This is a genomic window from Bacillus cereus group sp. N14 (assembly GCF_016483555.1).
Classification (GTDB): domain Bacteria; phylum Bacillota; class Bacilli; order Bacillales; family Bacillaceae_G; genus Bacillus_A; species Bacillus_A wiedmannii.
Genome location: NZ_JAEHBQ010000003.1, coordinates 289759 through 304718 on the forward strand (window position 1 = coordinate 289759; position 14960 = coordinate 304718).

Here is a 14960-nt window from a genome sequence, read left to right on the forward strand (position 1 = left end):
TAAACTATCTTTTAAGGGGGATATGTATGAAAAAAGTAGGAACTGCATTTTTAACAACTTTATTTATATTTTCATCGTTTACATCAGCAAATGCTGAAGAGAAGAAAGATAGTAAGGCATTTATCGATGTATCTGCCGCAACACTTTGGACCGCGCCTGATTCATTACGACCAATTGATGTACCAAGCGCTACAAATCCAGTTGATTTATGGAAGTGGACGAAATCAATGACGCTTGATGAGAAACTTTGGTTAACAAATGCAAATAAATTAGAAACGCAAGCGCTATTAGGTCAAGAAGTAACGGTTGTTGATAAAAAAGGGGACTGGGTGAAAGTGTTAGTCCATGGTCAACCAACACCACGAAATGAAGAAGGGTATCCAGGATGGATGCCTGAAAAACAATTAACATATAATCAGGAATTTGCAGATAAAACAAACGAACCTTTCGTTTTAGTAACGAAACCGACAGCTATTTTATATATAAATCCTTCTGAAAAACATAAATCGCTTGAAGTGAGCTATAATACGCGACTTCCTTTACTTAGTGAAGATACAATTTCATACCGCGTATTGTTACCAAACGGGCAGAAAGCTTGGCTACGAAAAAATGACGGAACTGTTTATCACTCCCAAAATGATATTCCAACTCCGACGGCTGATGATTTAATAAACACAGGGAAAATGTTTTTAGGATTACCATATATATGGGCTGGTACAAGTGGTTTTGGATTTGATTGCTCTGGATTTACACATACGATTTATAAATCACACGGTATTACAATTCCGCGGGATTCTGGTCCGCAATCGAGGAATGGAGTTGCGGTTGATAAAGAACATTTACAAAAAGGAGATTTAATCTTCTTTGCACATGACCAAGGAAAAGGTAGTGTTCATCATGTAGGGATGTATATTGGTGATGGGAATATGCTTCACTCACCGAGGGCTGAAAGATCGGTAGAGATTATACCGCTAAACACACCAGGATATATAGAAGAATACGCTGGTGCTCGTCGTTACTTACCTTAAAAAATAGAGGGGGTTTTCAAATGAAAAAAGTTGTTCGTTACTCATTAGTTAGTACCCTATTAGTTTCTTCAATTTTAGTTGGCTGCGCAAAAGAAAAAACAACGACAAAGCCGAAAGATGAGAAGAAAGTATTACAGTTACTAGAAACGGGTGAAATTCCGTCGTTAAATTCAGGGAAAGTAACAGATGCAGTATCATTTAACGTTTTAAATAACGTAATGGAAGGATTATTCCGCTTATCGAAAAATGATGAAGTGATTGAGGCTGGAGCACAAAAATATGAAGTGAGTAAAGATGGAAAAACATATACATTTCACTTACGTGACGCGAAATGGTCTAACGGAGATCCAGTAACAGCACAAGATTACGTATACGCTTGGAAGCAGCTTATTAATCCGGATACTGCTTCTCAATATGCATACATTGCATACGATGTGAAAAATGCGGAGAAAATAAATAAGAAACAACTAGGGTTAGAGGAATTAGGAGTGAAAGCGACGGATGATAAAACGTTCGTTGTAGAGTTAGAACATCCTGTACCGTATTTTACGAAACTACTTATTTTACCATCATTCTATCCAATTAACGAAAAATATGCGAAAGAACAAGGTGATAAATACGGATTAGAAGCAAATAAAGCAGTGTATAACGGGCCATTTACATTATCTGATTGGAAGCATGAAGCGAGCTTTACAATGAAGAAAAACGATAAGTATTGGGATAAAAAAGAAGTGAAGTTAGATGAAGTAAACTATCAAATTGTTAAAGAAATTTCAACTGCGGTAAATTTATATGAAACAGATAAAGTTGATAGGGCTGTCATTTCAACTGAATTCGTAGATAAATATAAAAATAATAAAGAGCTAAAACAATATACAGATCCGGTTATGTACTTCTTCCGATTCAATGAAAATGTACCGATTCTTAAAAATAAAAATGCAAGACTTGCGCTAAGTACAGTGTTTGATAAGAAAGGACTTGCGACTTCATTTTTAAATGATGGTTCGGTTGCTGCTAACTATTACGTACCAAAAGGATTTTTAAAAGGTCCAGACAAAAAAGATTTTAGAAGTACAGCAGGTGAGTTTAATAAAACTGATGTAAAACAGGCGAAAGAATATTGGGAAAAGGCGAAGCGAGAGACAGGTACAAATGAAGTAACGCTTGAGTTATTAAACTATGACTTAGAAAACTTCAAAAAAGTAGGAGAATACCTTAAAGAAGAGCTAGAGAAAAACTTACCAGGCTTAAAAGTAAATGTAAAATTACAACCACATACGCAAAAACTGGCGTTAGAGAAGAAGAAAGAATATGAAATGTCATTATCACGCTGGTTACCGGATTATCCAGATCCAATGACTTACTTAGAAGTATTCTTTTCTGGAAGCAGTGTGAACAATACAGAATATGCAAACCCAGAATATGATGCGTTAATTAAGAAGATTAAAACAGAATTAGGTAATGATGAAAAAGCTCGTTGGAAAGCAATGCAAGATGCTGAGAAAATGTTACTGGATGATGCAGTAATTGCACCGGTATTCCAGCGCGGGTTATCATACTTACAAAGGCCATATGTGAAAGATTTATATGTACATCAATTCGGTCCAGCTACAAGTTTAAAATGGGCAGATGTACAAAAATAAAATTATGGAGAAACAGACTTCACATGTGTGATAGTCTGTTTTTTTAGTTAAAGTCGGGTAAATAGTACATGGTATAATGTACTAGTCTGTATAAAATTTTGGAGGGGAATAAAGGTTTATGTTTGTAGAAAAGAAAGTAATACATACCAAAAGGTTATTCATGAGAAAGCCCATTATAGAAGATGTTGATCAATTTTATAGCATATTAAAGGAAGAAGTTGTTGGCAAATGGCTTGCTAAATCAAGAGGAATGTCAAAAGAAGAAGCAAATGATTATATCAGGAAACTTATATTACATTGGGAACAGCATAATTTTGGTGTATGGTTGTTATTCAATAGTGAAACAGGGAAGCTTTTAGGACATTGTGGTTTAAGAAAAGTAGATGAAACAGGCGAAATAGAAATTATGTATTTACTTGATCCGGAGTATTGGGGAAATGGATATGCGTCAGAAGCAGCGGAGGCTTCTATTCAATATGCAAAAGAGATGATGAATGTAAAAAGAATAATTGCTAGAGTAAAAGTAGTAAATGAAAATTCGAAAAAACTTTTACGAAAATTAGGTTTTACATATACTCATGATGTTGATCATAGTGGGCGCTTATTATCATACTTTGAACTCCATACATCATTGGATGAATTATAGACATTTTCTATGTATTTTAACTGATTAAAAATAAAATTATTACTAAAATTCTAGTGTGAAATTTATGTAGAATCTTGTATAATTAACGTGTTTCTATGGAAACATTTTCTTGTGCTATTTATATAGGACTTAATAGGACAAGGGAGGAAATACATACATGTATATAATAGATAAATAGAATGGAACATGTATAGAGAAAAAGGAGAAAAAGATGACGTGTCAAAAACAAGGGTTACAATTTAATAGCGAGAGAAAGAGGAATAACAGATGAAGATGAAGCATGCGTTTGGTCCCATAATTTTAGCGTGTGTGCTTTTTTTCATTATCATACTAATCCCATCGAAAAGTTTAGTATCACTTATTAGTGATAAGAAGGTAGAAGATGCGGCAACTTCCTTACAAAAAGAAAAATTACAAAGTGTTTTCTTACAGCAAAAAATGTTAGAGAATTCGCAGTATTTACCGATGTACGGTTCATCTGAATTTTTACGAATGGATGCATATCATCCATCTAATTACTTCAAAGTGAATCCCGCAGGTTTTACGCCATATTTAATCGGGATTGGCGGTACACAAAGTTTAGCTCATATATTAAATATGACATCTACAATGGATGAATTAGAAGGTAAAAAGGTAGTCTTTGTTCTATCACCACAGTGGTTTACCAAAACTGGTGTATCACAAGGGGATTTTACTAATAATTTCTCCAAACAACAAGCATATCATTTTATTTTTAATGATGAAATAAATGTTGAAATGAAGAAGAAAATTGCGAAACGACTATTAGATTATAAAGTTGTTCAAGAAGATGATATATTAAAAAATTCATTACAGGGTATTGTATATAACGATACAAAACATAACATAAAAGCAGGTTTAGTCAAACCACTTGCTTATATGCATCGAAATATCTTAGATCATAGAGATTTATTTAACTCTATATTTAAGATTGAGCCGATGAAAGAAAAAACAAATATGGGATTACGTTCAATTTCTTGGGTAGATGCACGTAAACATGCGGAGGAAGAAGGGAAAGCGGAATCTACTACAAACGCATTCGGAATTGAAAATCCGTATTATTATAAGAATAATCTGAAGAAAAAACTAAAAGGTCTAAAAAACTTTAGAGCAAATGAATCGTATGAAGAATCACCAGAATATGATGACTTACAAATTGTTTTAGATATTTTTAAAGAGAAAAATGTTAAGCCACTCTTTATTTCTGTACCTGTAAATGGACCGTGGTATGATTACGCTGGTTTCCCTAAAGAACGCCGTGAAGTGTATTATAAAAAAGTTCGGGAACAAGTTGAGAAAGCAGGATACCCAGTAGTTGATTTTTCTGGCCATGAATATGATAAGTATTTCTTAAAAGATACAATTCATTTAGGTTGGAAAGGCTGGATTTACTTTGATGAAGCAGTGCAAAACTTTTATACTGAGAAATAAGTGTGGAGAAAAAGGAACGGCTATAAGCTGTTCCTTTTTTTTAGTATAGAGGATTTTGATTTGGACAATTCGGAAAGGCATGTATATCTTGAATTTGTCTAAAATCATAATGTTTCATTGCGAACTGTGCTTGATAAAGGTATTCATACACATATAATTGACCATCATGTGCTGAACATAATACACCAGAGGTTCCTTGCCCATTGATGAAGGAAATACCGATAGGGCGTCCGATTAAGTATTGTATTTTTTGTTGCCAATGCATAGGGGAACCACTTCTTTTTGAAATAATATACGAAATGAATGAGTGAATTGTTGCTTATCCATGTAATTATGGAGGCTTTTTATACAATTTCTAGAAGACATAAATATGAATGAATTATAAGTGGGAGAAAGGAAGGAATAATGGAGAAAGAAAACATTTTGGAAGAAAAGTTAAATTTAATAGAATGGTGTCAAACGTTGAAGGGATTAGCTGATGATATATGGTTTCAATCTTTTAAAAAAGATTCGTGGGCAATTGCGGATGTGATTTCACATTTTATCGTTTGGGATGTGTTATTAATAAAGCATAGAATTCCATACTTTAAATGTGGACAATGTGTACCAAATGTTCCAATAGATGTTGAGGAAATGAATAAGGGAGCAATTAAATATGCGAGATCTGGTATTTCAAAAGAAGAACTATTAAATCAATTTAGTGTTACTCGTAAACAATTAGTGGATGAAATTGAGCGAATTCCCACCCAATATTTTTATAATGACTACCAATTGGGCACTAAAAAAGTGAGATTAAATAATTACTTTTCATCACTCATTCAGCATGATTTAAATCATAAAGAAGAAATAATGCAATTTCTAATACATAATCAAACCTATAATAAAAACCGCTAACATCCGTAATGAATGAATAGCGGTTTTTTTATTTATATTTTTACGCAAGATTTTTACGCTTTTTTGTCCATTTTTTTATAACGAAGTATAAAAGAATAAGTAAGACGCCACCAATTGCGAATGATTTCACATACGGTCCAGCAATATCATTAATGTTCTCCCAATTTTCACCTAGTTTTTCGCCTAAGTAAATGAAAATGATAGACCAAGGGATGATTGCGATTGCTGTTAACGTAGTGAAACGTAGGAATGACATTTTTGTAATACCAGCAGGAATTGAAATCGCATGACGTACTACTGGAATAAAGCGTGCTGTAAAAATTACGCCAGTTCCGTAACGATTAAACCAATCCTCAGCAGCGTCTATTTGTTTTTTGTGAATAAAAATATAATTTCCGTAACGTTCTAAAATAGGGCGTCCACCGTATCGTCCAATCCAATAAATAAAGATTTGAGCAATAACACCGCCAATTGTACCAAATACAACTGCGCCTAAAAATGAGATACTACCATTAAATACTAAGTATCCCGCATAAGCAAGGACAATCTCACTTGGAATAATCTCAATCATAAGTCCAAGCATAATGCCCCAATAACCTAATCCTTCAAAAAATGTTAATACTGAATGAATAAAACTACTAACCATTGATGCACCTTCTAATTTATGAATTTTTGAATAGATGCGCCTTTATTTAATAACATAAAAGGTTCACTATGTGTATATTATACCTTATTTATATAGGGGATTGCTATTTCAATTCTTTTATGTCTCTCATAAGTATTATAGTAAAGCATATAAGCCCAGTTTTCATGAAGAAATAATGAAAAGATTATTAAAAATTTCTCATATTTCAATGATAATAGACTGAAAATTAAGTATAATAGTGAAGGTCTTTAATTTACAAAAATAGGAGGGGAACGTATGTATATTACAGATCCGATTTATGGACCAATATTTATTCAGGATAGACATATCCTTCAATTGATAGATACAAAAATATTTCAAAGATTGGCCTATATTAAACAACAAGGACATACTTATTTTTTACATGAGAACGCAATACATACGAGGGAAGAACATTCGATAGGTGTATATGTACTAGTAAATAAAGTGATAGAACATCTTACTGAGATTGGTGACATACATTTGTCGGAATATGAACGAAAGCTAGTATCTACTGTAGCCCTTCTACACGATGTTGGACATGGTCCATATTCACATTGTTTTCAGCAAATATCGGGTGAAGATCATGGTGATTGGACGGTACGAATCATTCAAGAGGACGAAGAAATACGCACGATTTTAAATCAGACCCCTGGATTATTAGATGATGTAACGAAAGCTTTAACAGAAGATGGAGTTTTTCCAATTATAGATGAACTATTATTTAATTCATTAGGAATGGATCAATTAGATTTTTGGAATAGAGATTTATATTATTCTACGCTTGAATTAGAGGGCTTACGAATTGAAGAACTGATTGCTAGTATGCATTTTATTAACGGTAAACTTGTAATTGAAGAATCGGGAATCCCTTTGATCGAACAACTAATGAAAATGAAAGAGGGACTTTATAATAATGGCTTTGGTCATCCGTTTGTAATAGGAAAAGATTTATTGTTGCAATCCATTTTTCAAAAGATAACTGAGAAAAATCTTAAGTTCTATACTACTGAATTACAAAATTTCTTTCATAAAGAAGAGGATTTATTAGTAGAGGACTTTCTCCCATTACAAGATGAAATGATTTTACATGAAATTCAGTGCTTTGCAAAATCAGAGGACAAACAATTAGTGGCGTTAATTCAGCTTTATTTTTCAGGTGCTAAAAGTTTATCATTTGAAAAAGGACTGGAGGGTGATTTTAAAAAGGAAAATACCAAATTAGCGGTAATAACTGAGAAAAAGGCATACAGTTCATATGTAGGTGGTATTTACGTTTTTAGTGAGGGGCAGTTAGATGATATTTTAGAAAAATCCCCTTTTATTCGAGAGATAGTAAGGTTACCTAAAAAAGAATATGCATATTCCATTTGAGTTGATTTAGAAGCTTCAAAATACTTTGTGGGGAATAAACAATATAAATATTCTCTTTTCACTTAGACAGGTACTTCACTTTCAAATAACGAATTATAATGTTAATGAAATTTTTATAGAAAATTAGCGTGATGAGGGTGAAAATATGAAAGAAGCATTATTAGAAAAGGCCTCATATCTACATAGAGCAGAATTAGAACAATTACATATAGCTATATTAGTTTCCGAGAAAGCTCATGAAGGACAATTTCGTGTTTCGGGTGAGTCGTATATTACTCATCCATTTGCAGTTACAGAAATTTTGCTAGAGTGTAAGGCTGATATTATAACTTTAGTTGCAGCATTACTACATGATGTGGCGGAGGATACAGATTATACAATTGAGTATATACGTGATATATTCGGTAAAAAAGTGGCTGATATTGTAGAAGGATTAACTAAAATTGATAAAAAACAAATCCCTAATAAAGAAGAGTATGAAGCAATAAATTTAAAGAAATTATTGTTAGCTACACAAGGAGATATAAGAGTAGCTATTATAAAAGTAATAGATCGTCTACATAACATGAGGACTTTACAGGTAAAAGCTGTAAAAAAACAAGTTCCTTATGCAAATGAAACACTCAAAATTTTCGCTCCGATTTGTAAAAGGCTGGGGCTATTTCATATTCAACACGAGTTAGAAGATTTAGGTTTTTATTATCTTAATCATTCTAAATATAAGGGCATGAAAATACTTTTACAAAATTATGTTAAGTTATTAGAGGGTTTGTCTCAAAATATAATGCAAGATATAAATAATTTTCTAAATCCACCTTTAATATTTGAAGTTAACTATGAAGTAAGTCCTATTTATACAGCTTATTCTCGTCTCCAAGATATTCAAGACATTACGGTGGTGTCAAAAATAATCATCACGGTCTCAAGTAATTTAGACTGTTATAAAATATTAGGAATTATACATCAACTGTACAAACCAATTCCTCATCAATTTGAAGATAACATAGCAATTGAAAGTGATGTATTAAACAAATACTTAAAGACCAAAGTGGTAATCAATAACCATGAAATAATGATATGTATTGAAACAAAAATAAATCAGGAGATACGAGATAAAGGGGTATTTCATATTCTTACAAAAAGTATAACTGATAAGGAGATGCAAAATATAATTCATAAATTGATGAATCATTTTATTAAGACAAATGATCTAGTAACTCAAGATGCGATTGAATTTTATGATTTAGTATCATATGAACTATTCCAAGATAACATTGTTGTATTTACTCCTAAGTTAGATTCCGTGAACTTACCGCAAGGTGCTACTGTAATTGATTTTGCTTTTGCATTAAACCCTGAGATCGCTAAGTATATGTCAGGTGCTAAAGTTAATGGTATAAATAAATCGATAATAACGAATGTTTCACATCTAGATATAGTTGAACTTTTGGTAACTGAAAATATTAGTAATGTGGGACAGGGTTGGTTAAGTTTTGCTAATAGCTCAAAAGCTCAAATCGAAATTTATAAAGAGTTACAAAGATGAGGGAATTAAATTTATCGAGAAAACTTGTTCGAAATATAATAGAATGAAATGATCATTTTTGAATTAATAATAGGCGATTATGGTTTTTTATAATTAATACCTAGAGAAACAAGCATCAACCTGTTCTAAGTATGTAACAGATTGATGCTTGTTTTCGTTATAAAAAAATAGAAGCATTTCTGCTCCTATTTTTTACGGTTTCACTTCTAAATTTTGTAAAAATAAAGTTGCTGTTACGTAACGTTTTGCTAACATTTGTACATAAGCGGTATGCACAGATAATGTGGCAATAATAATCGCATTACGAATTGCTTCGCGTTGTTCGTTGTTAACCTGATCGAACTTGCTTGCAATTTTATCAGCTCTTTCTTTCACGATATTTTCAATTGTATGGATTGTATCTGTTGCATTTAGTTGTAAGCAATTCCCTTGATTGAGTTCTTCAAATAGAGAAGAGTATGCTCCATATAAATGAACAGGATTGATTAAGTCATCACTTCGATCGGCTGGGTCATTTACGATAAGGCGTAATAGCTTACGAATGGATTCAAAATCAAGTGCTGTTTTTAAATCTTCAACAATGAATAGTAAGGCTGCTTGTTCAATTGAATATTTTTTTCCTTTTTGAGGAGAGCCAATCATTTCTTTAATATCTCGTTTCACCCAGTTTTGCATGGCCGTTACTGAGAAACTTGTATTTTCAATCTGATTTCCAAGCGCAACTATCTCATTTAATGAAAAACCGACGTCTGTATCTTCAATCTTAATTAGTTTTTCAAAAATAGGTGAAAGTGCGGTAGTAATAAAAGCAGTTACGCTTTGTCCGCTTTCAATATCTTTTTTATGTGACTTTGCCCACGCTTCTTGTAAAATACCGAGAGGCTTTTTCGTATTCCATCCTCTTAAAGATAGAAGAAGGGTAGCCATTTCGTTTCGTGTGAGATGAAATGTTTCCATCTTTTCACCTCCAAAAATAATAAAAAGTTCTTATGAACCTATAATATGTTTTGTTTCATTTAAAGTCAATTCTGTTTTGCTTAATTTTTCCTTTGTCACCAAACTGTCGTAAGTAAATAATGCTTGCATATTTCGACAAAAGTTCATATAATGAGTTCATAAGAACCTTTAAAATGTTTTTAAAAACAAATCTATCATTCTGAATTTACTAGAAAGATAGATTTCACATATATCTATATAAAAGGAGAATGGATATAATATGTTGAAAAAACTTGTAGCAGTCATGACAGCATTCATGGTTATCTTTGGAGCTAGTAGCTTCATGTTTGTAGATCACGCAGCAGCGAAGGGTTACAAATCTGGTAAAAAATCATACACACCAAGTTCTGGTCAAAAGTCAAAAGTTGATTTGAACAAAAAAGATAATAACGTAAACTCACAAAAAACAACAACAGATTCAAAAACAAAGGCAACAAACACAGCACCAAAGAGTAATAAAGGAAGCTTTATGAAAGGTTTATTACTAGGTGGTCTTGGTGGTTTACTAATGGGTAGCCTATTTGCAAATATGGGAGCTCTTGGTTCTGTATTAGCGTTTATGGTAAATATGTTAGTAATGGCTGGTATCGTAATGTTAGCAGTTCGTGCATTTAAATACTTCAAAGATCAACGTAAGAAAAAGGAAGATGAAGTAGCATGGAAACAATAAAAATTTCTGAACAAGAACTTATCAATGCGCTTTGTGTATATATCGCTGAAAAAAGACAAGTTGGTCCAGAAGAAGTTTTAGTTGAGCTAATGTATGATGATGAATATGGTTTCTCTGCAGAAGTAGAGGTAAATGGCCGTCAACAAATATTAATTCAAGCAAACTTAATCGAAGCATTACGCTTATTACTTGACAGAGAATATAATGTCAATTCATTCGCAGCAAGACTACAACTTGAATTAGATGATGAAGAAGGCATTTACGCATTAGCGAAATTTAATAACTCAGATGAGTAGCGAAAAGAGCTGTTGAGAGTAATCTCAGCAGCTCTTTTTAGTATGTGCATATGTTAGGGAATAATCACGCCAAATTTCATTCATTTTCCGTCTACCGACATCAATCATCGGGTTAAATTGAATGGCAGCTTGTTGTCGTACGGTATGTACATGTTGGATCGCCTGTTGCAAGTGTTGTTCAACCGACTGGGATTTTGTATTTGCTTGTTTTACGATTGAATATCCAGCAACAGTTCCTTGTGCCATCGCGATTTTTCCGCTTTCAATGCCAGTTATATTGCCGGCTACAAATAAACCGGGAAGAGGGGTTTCCATTGTTTCGGAATGGAGAGGAACATGGCCGCCTAATTCCGGAATGTAACGGAAAGGACAGCCAGCTACAGCAGCAAGCTCAGCAAGAGGGTATAAGCCACCGGCAATACAAACGAAGTCTGCCTCATATATTTGTTCCGATCCAGTTATGATGTTTCCTTTCGTATCAATAGTAGCAACCCGTACACCTTCAACTTGATCTGTACCGATAATTTCAAGAGCTGCTTTTCGAAGGTGAAGTGGTGTGCCATTTATTTTCATACCGTTATTTGGATAGAAGTTTAATCCAGCTTGTTTCACCCAATTATATTTCATCAATCGACTACCTATACGTAATAAAGGTGACGGGGCAAGGTGTGCAGCATGTAAGAGAGAGTTTAAAACTTCTTCTGGTTCACTAGCCTTTTGACTTAATTCACTTTTTTCAGGAAGTACGATATGTTCCACTTTAATTCCCGCTAGTTGTAATTCATTCAAAATAGCGAATGACAAAATGTTAGCGCCAATAATTACTCCTTTTCGCCCAACTTGAACGCGATGTACATTTGTCATTACTTGGGCTGCACCAATCGACATGACTCCTGGAAGTGTCCAACCAGGAAGGGGAATGGAGTACTCAGCAGCGCCAGTAGCAAGTAAAACGAACGGTGCTTCTAACGTACCGATATTCGTATGTACGAACCAAGAACTTTCATCTTTATCTAAATTATAGACGGAAATGCCGCATCGAATATCAACTGAAAGTGATTTTGCTTCTTCGTGAAGGCGTTTTGATTCTTCTATTCCGTTCCACCATTCTCCAGTAGGTTCTTGATGTAATTGTCCGAGCAACCTTCCGCCAGGCTTCATAAATTCATCAATAACAAGTACATTTAGTCCAAAACGAGCACAAGAGATGGAGGCTGACAAACCTGCTGGTCCAGCTCCGATAATAATGACATCGTTCATCACTTTTTCACCATCTCTCTCACGATATTTGGATGCTGTTTACCACTATCAACTACCATATCTTTTTCTAGAACAGTTAAGCATGCTCGTACGTTCGTTTGATTGTTTACTGTCACGCGGCATTCAGAACAATGCCCGATATTACAGTAAATACCTCGCGGCGTTCCACTATCTTCATGTACTCTTAATGTTCGTATTCCGTTTGCAAGTAAAGCCGCCGCAATGGTTTCATGTTCATAGGCTTCATATTGTTGCCCGTTAAATTGGAAAGTGATGCGCTTACTACTATTTAAACTTCCTAAAATAGGGTGATGTGTAATTCTATTCATTGATTTTCACCTACCGCTCCAAAGGTAACTGCGCGAACTGGTGGTTGATATTTTAATGGCATTTCATTAGTGTTTACGTCGGGATTTGCACTTTCAATCATTCGATCTATCATCATTCTACATGTGCGGCCACCACAAAATCCCATGCCAGCACGTGTTCTTAGTTTTAATTCTCTTGCCGAGCATTTATATTCAGCAATTGTCGATTGAAGTTGTCCGTATGTAACTTCTTCACATCGACAAACAATTAAGTGATCTTTATTCGTCATATGTATTCCTCCTCTAGTTCGGTTTGCACAAATTATTATGCAAAAACTATGCCATAGTAGAGAAGGAATGTTTATTGTAACCCGAGTTTTTTTAGGCGGTTATATAAAGTGGCCCTCGTAACACCAAGCTGTTTCGCGCATTCTAATTTATTCCCATTTAAAATGCGTAAAGCCCTCTCGATGACTTTTTTCTCATGTTCATCCATCTCTTCTTGCAAAGAGAGGATTGTATTATTATTGCTGAGTAATAGGGAATGTGCCGTATGGTTGTCTAACGTTTCATTTGTATGAAATGGTAAATATTCTTGTTTTATAATACCGTCAGTCGCAAATACGACAAGTCTCTCAACAACGTTACGGAGTTCGCGAATATTACCTGGCCAATTGTAATGAAGTAGTTCATGCATAATGCTTGAAGGTAAGTCACGAATTGGTCTGTTATAGTTGATTGAAAAATCATTTAAGAAAGAGTATGTTAATTCGATAATATCTTCTCGTCTTTCGCGAAGCGGTGGAATATGCAAACTAACTACATTTAAACGATAGTATAAATCTTCTCGGAACGTGCCTTTTCTCATTTCTTCTTGTAAATCACGATTTGTAGCAGCGATAATGCGGAAATCAATATGAATCTCTTTTTCTCCACCAACACGGTAATACTTTCGTTCTTGTAGTACACGCAAAAGTTTTACCTGCATATCAAGCGGCATTTCTCCTATTTCATCAAGGAATAATGTACCGCCTTGCGCGAGCTCTATTTTACCTTTTTTTCCTTTACTATTTGCACCAGAAAAAGCCCCACGCTCATACCCGAATAATTCGCTTTCAAATAACGCCTCGGGAATTGCACCGCAGTTAATTGAAATGAAAGGTGCCTTAGTAGCTTCACTTGCTTCATGAATTGCTTTTGCAAATACTTCTTTTCCAACACCACTTTCGCCGAGTATTAAAACAGTTGATTTCACCGAACAAACCTTTCTAGCTAATTGTATTGTTCTTTGAATAACAGGGCTCTTTCCATTCATCGCAAGGAAAGGATCTGATTCATCTTTGTACTTTGCGACCTCTTGTTCTAAACGGTGCATTTCATGTGACATATTGAATAGTTTTTCGTTTAAAGCGACTTGATTTGTTACATCAGTTTCTGAAACGACAGCTCCGATAATTTCATCGTTACAATACACTGGATTTGAATTAATTAATACGAACAAATCTGGACGAGGCTGATGGAACTGAGCGATTATGCTTTTTCCGTCATGTAATGATTGCAAGATTTCCAAATCTTTATAGTCAAAAAAACGAGTGATAGGTTGTCCAATAATTTCAGTATGGTTGACCGAAAAAATCTTTTCGGCGCCATCTGTCCAAGTGCGAACACATTCTTTATCATCGATAACTGTAACAGAAGAATCCGTTGTTTGTATTACGGTGTTATAAAAAGATTGTAGTTCATTGTAAGTCTTAACAAGAAACGGAATGATTTGCTGAGCTGTTATACAGCATATAGGCACTTTATTTTCATTCATTATGATGACAACTATTTCATTGGAAAACATGTCAATTAAAGTGGTGAATGAGTCATCTTCATATATAACAGCGCAGTTATATTCTTCAGTAGTAGAAGGGCGGTAATAAAATTTTTCTCCAACTTGCTCAATAGGTTGCATGCTGTATGTATGATCAATGGATAAAGTTTTTAGAAATTCTTTTATTGTGGGAAATGAGAATGCCATATTGTCCTCCTGTTATGTATAAAAATTTTGACAGTGATAAAAAAATAATACACCTATTTACGATAAATTTAAAATATTTTTACAAATAAAAATATTTTTTATAAAAAGTGTATATATGTAGAGTTGGCACGTCAATTGCATAAAAGAAAGTGAGGGAGTAAAA

The 14960-nt window shown here is 33.9% G+C and carries 16 protein-coding genes; 9 read left to right on the plus strand and 7 right to left on the minus strand.

Annotated elements, in window-relative coordinates; all coding sequences use genetic code 11:
• Positions 1–26 precede the first annotated feature (26 nt).
• The 4 genes from JDS82_RS07230 to dltD all read left to right on the plus strand — a co-directional run bounded on the left by JDS82_RS07230 (position 27) and on the right by dltD (position 4766).
• Entirely contained in the window at positions 27–1028 is a 1002-nt protein-coding gene (locus JDS82_RS07230) for a C40 family peptidase (RefSeq protein WP_199712939.1), read from the plus strand.
• Between the two features lie 20 nt (positions 1029–1048).
• Positions 1049–2671: a peptide ABC transporter substrate-binding protein gene (locus tag JDS82_RS07235; RefSeq protein WP_199712940.1), complete on the plus strand. Its 1623-nt coding sequence runs from the start codon at positions 1049–1051 to the stop codon at positions 2669–2671.
• Between the two features lie 118 nt (positions 2672–2789).
• Positions 2790–3317 (plus strand): GNAT family N-acetyltransferase, encoded by a 528-nt coding sequence (locus tag JDS82_RS07240; RefSeq protein WP_064057123.1) that lies wholly within the window; start codon positions 2790–2792, stop codon positions 3315–3317.
• 267 nt (positions 3318–3584) lie between these two features.
• A complete protein-coding gene (gene dltD / locus JDS82_RS07245) occupies positions 3585–4766 on the plus strand; it encodes a D-alanyl-lipoteichoic acid biosynthesis protein DltD (protein WP_000782316.1) in 1182 nt (393 codons plus the stop codon).
• A 40-nt stretch (positions 4767–4806) separates the two neighbouring features.
• On the opposite strand, the gene JDS82_RS07250 is transcribed toward dltD, so the two are convergent.
• Complete coding sequence (locus tag JDS82_RS07250) at positions 4807–5031, minus strand: hypothetical protein (RefSeq protein ID WP_000558706.1); 225 nt, start codon at positions 5029–5031, stop codon at positions 4807–4809.
• A gap of 140 nt (positions 5032–5171) precedes the next feature.
• Between JDS82_RS07250 and JDS82_RS07255 the strand changes: the two genes are divergently transcribed.
• Positions 5172–5660, plus strand: coding sequence for a hypothetical protein (locus JDS82_RS07255; protein ID WP_098058371.1), 489 nt, complete (start codon positions 5172–5174; stop codon positions 5658–5660).
• A 40-nt stretch (positions 5661–5700) separates the two neighbouring features.
• Here the strand turns inward: JDS82_RS07255 and uptA are convergent, their stop codons facing one another.
• On the minus strand, positions 5701–6306 hold the full coding sequence (gene uptA / locus JDS82_RS07260) for an undecaprenyl phosphate transporter UptA (RefSeq protein ID WP_199712941.1): 606 nt from the start codon (positions 6304–6306) through the stop codon (positions 5701–5703).
• A gap of 276 nt (positions 6307–6582) precedes the next feature.
• Between uptA and JDS82_RS07265 the strand changes: the two genes are divergently transcribed.
• Entirely contained in the window at positions 6583–7698 is a 1116-nt protein-coding gene (locus JDS82_RS07265) for an HD domain-containing protein (RefSeq protein WP_199712942.1), read from the plus strand.
• A gap of 145 nt (positions 7699–7843) precedes the next feature.
• Positions 7844–9244 carry an HD domain-containing protein gene (locus tag JDS82_RS07270; RefSeq protein WP_199712943.1) on the plus strand — a complete coding sequence of 467 codons (1401 nt, stop codon included), beginning with the start codon at positions 7844–7846 and terminating at the stop codon, positions 9242–9244.
• Between the two features lie 192 nt (positions 9245–9436).
• On the opposite strand, the gene JDS82_RS07275 is transcribed toward JDS82_RS07270, so the two are convergent.
• The gene (locus tag JDS82_RS07275; protein ID WP_087980697.1) at positions 9437–10201 is read right to left on the minus strand and encodes a DUF1836 domain-containing protein; all 765 of its coding nucleotides are present in this window, start codon (positions 10199–10201) and stop codon (positions 9437–9439) included.
• Between the two features lie 259 nt (positions 10202–10460).
• Between JDS82_RS07275 and JDS82_RS07280 the strand changes: the two genes are divergently transcribed.
• Together JDS82_RS07280 and JDS82_RS07285 are read left to right on the plus strand one after the other, a co-directional pair.
• Positions 10461–10910: a hypothetical protein gene (locus tag JDS82_RS07280; RefSeq protein WP_000914471.1), complete on the plus strand. Its 450-nt coding sequence runs from the start codon at positions 10461–10463 to the stop codon at positions 10908–10910.
• A complete protein-coding gene (locus tag JDS82_RS07285; RefSeq protein WP_000447764.1) occupies positions 10898–11206 on the plus strand; it encodes a YxcD family protein in 309 nt (102 codons plus the stop codon). Before JDS82_RS07280 ends, JDS82_RS07285 begins: the two co-directional genes overlap by 13 nt.
• 24 nt (positions 11207–11230) lie before the next feature.
• Here JDS82_RS07285 and JDS82_RS07290 read toward each other — a convergent pair whose 3' ends face one another.
• From JDS82_RS07290 to JDS82_RS07305, 4 genes are all read right to left on the minus strand, one after another.
• Positions 11231–12466 carry an NAD(P)/FAD-dependent oxidoreductase gene (locus JDS82_RS07290; RefSeq protein ID WP_199712944.1) on the minus strand — a complete coding sequence of 412 codons (1236 nt, stop codon included), beginning with the start codon at positions 12464–12466 and terminating at the stop codon, positions 11231–11233.
• Complete coding sequence (locus tag JDS82_RS07295; RefSeq protein ID WP_088091565.1) at positions 12466–12795, minus strand: (2Fe-2S)-binding protein; 330 nt, start codon at positions 12793–12795, stop codon at positions 12466–12468. Before JDS82_RS07295 ends, JDS82_RS07290 begins: the two co-directional genes overlap by 1 nt.
• The gene (locus tag JDS82_RS07300) at positions 12792–13064 is read right to left on the minus strand and encodes a (2Fe-2S)-binding protein (protein ID WP_000182240.1); all 273 of its coding nucleotides are present in this window, start codon (positions 13062–13064) and stop codon (positions 12792–12794) included. The genes JDS82_RS07295 and JDS82_RS07300 overlap by 4 nt, the downstream gene beginning before the upstream one ends.
• 71 nt (positions 13065–13135) lie before the next feature.
• A complete protein-coding gene (locus tag JDS82_RS07305; RefSeq protein ID WP_064449450.1) occupies positions 13136–14797 on the minus strand; it encodes a sigma-54 interaction domain-containing protein in 1662 nt (553 codons plus the stop codon).
• Between the last annotated feature and the right edge of the window lie 163 nt (positions 14798–14960).

Coding starts and splice junctions, on each gene's coding strand:
- JDS82_RS07230 (WP_199712939.1), top strand. CDS start 27: ATGAAAAAAGTAGGAACTGCATTTTTAACAACTTTATTTATATTTTCA.
- JDS82_RS07235 (WP_199712940.1), top strand. CDS start 1,049: ATGAAAAAAGTTGTTCGTTACTCATTAGTTAGTACCCTATTAGTTTCT.
- JDS82_RS07240 (WP_064057123.1), top strand. CDS start 2,790: ATGTTTGTAGAAAAGAAAGTAATACATACCAAAAGGTTATTCATGAGA.
- dltD (WP_000782316.1), top strand. CDS start 3,585: ATGAAGATGAAGCATGCGTTTGGTCCCATAATTTTAGCGTGTGTGCTT.
- JDS82_RS07250 (WP_000558706.1), bottom strand. CDS start 5,031: ATGCATTGGCAACAAAAAATACAATACTTAATCGGACGCCCTATCGGT.
- JDS82_RS07255 (WP_098058371.1), top strand. CDS start 5,172: ATGGAGAAAGAAAACATTTTGGAAGAAAAGTTAAATTTAATAGAATGG.
- uptA (WP_199712941.1), bottom strand. CDS start 6,306: ATGGTTAGTAGTTTTATTCATTCAGTATTAACATTTTTTGAAGGATTA.
- JDS82_RS07265 (WP_199712942.1), top strand. CDS start 6,583: ATGTATATTACAGATCCGATTTATGGACCAATATTTATTCAGGATAGA.
- JDS82_RS07270 (WP_199712943.1), top strand. CDS start 7,844: ATGAAAGAAGCATTATTAGAAAAGGCCTCATATCTACATAGAGCAGAA.
- JDS82_RS07275 (WP_087980697.1), bottom strand. CDS start 10,201: ATGGAAACATTTCATCTCACACGAAACGAAATGGCTACCCTTCTTCTA.
- JDS82_RS07280 (WP_000914471.1), top strand. CDS start 10,461: ATGTTGAAAAAACTTGTAGCAGTCATGACAGCATTCATGGTTATCTTT.
- JDS82_RS07285 (WP_000447764.1), top strand. CDS start 10,898: ATGGAAACAATAAAAATTTCTGAACAAGAACTTATCAATGCGCTTTGT.
- JDS82_RS07290 (WP_199712944.1), bottom strand. CDS start 12,466: ATGAACGATGTCATTATTATCGGAGCTGGACCAGCAGGTTTGTCAGCC.
- JDS82_RS07295 (WP_088091565.1), bottom strand. CDS start 12,795: ATGAATAGAATTACACATCACCCTATTTTAGGAAGTTTAAATAGTAGT.
- JDS82_RS07300 (WP_000182240.1), bottom strand. CDS start 13,064: ATGACGAATAAAGATCACTTAATTGTTTGTCGATGTGAAGAAGTTACA.
- JDS82_RS07305 (WP_064449450.1), bottom strand. CDS start 14,797: ATGGCATTCTCATTTCCCACAATAAAAGAATTTCTAAAAACTTTATCC.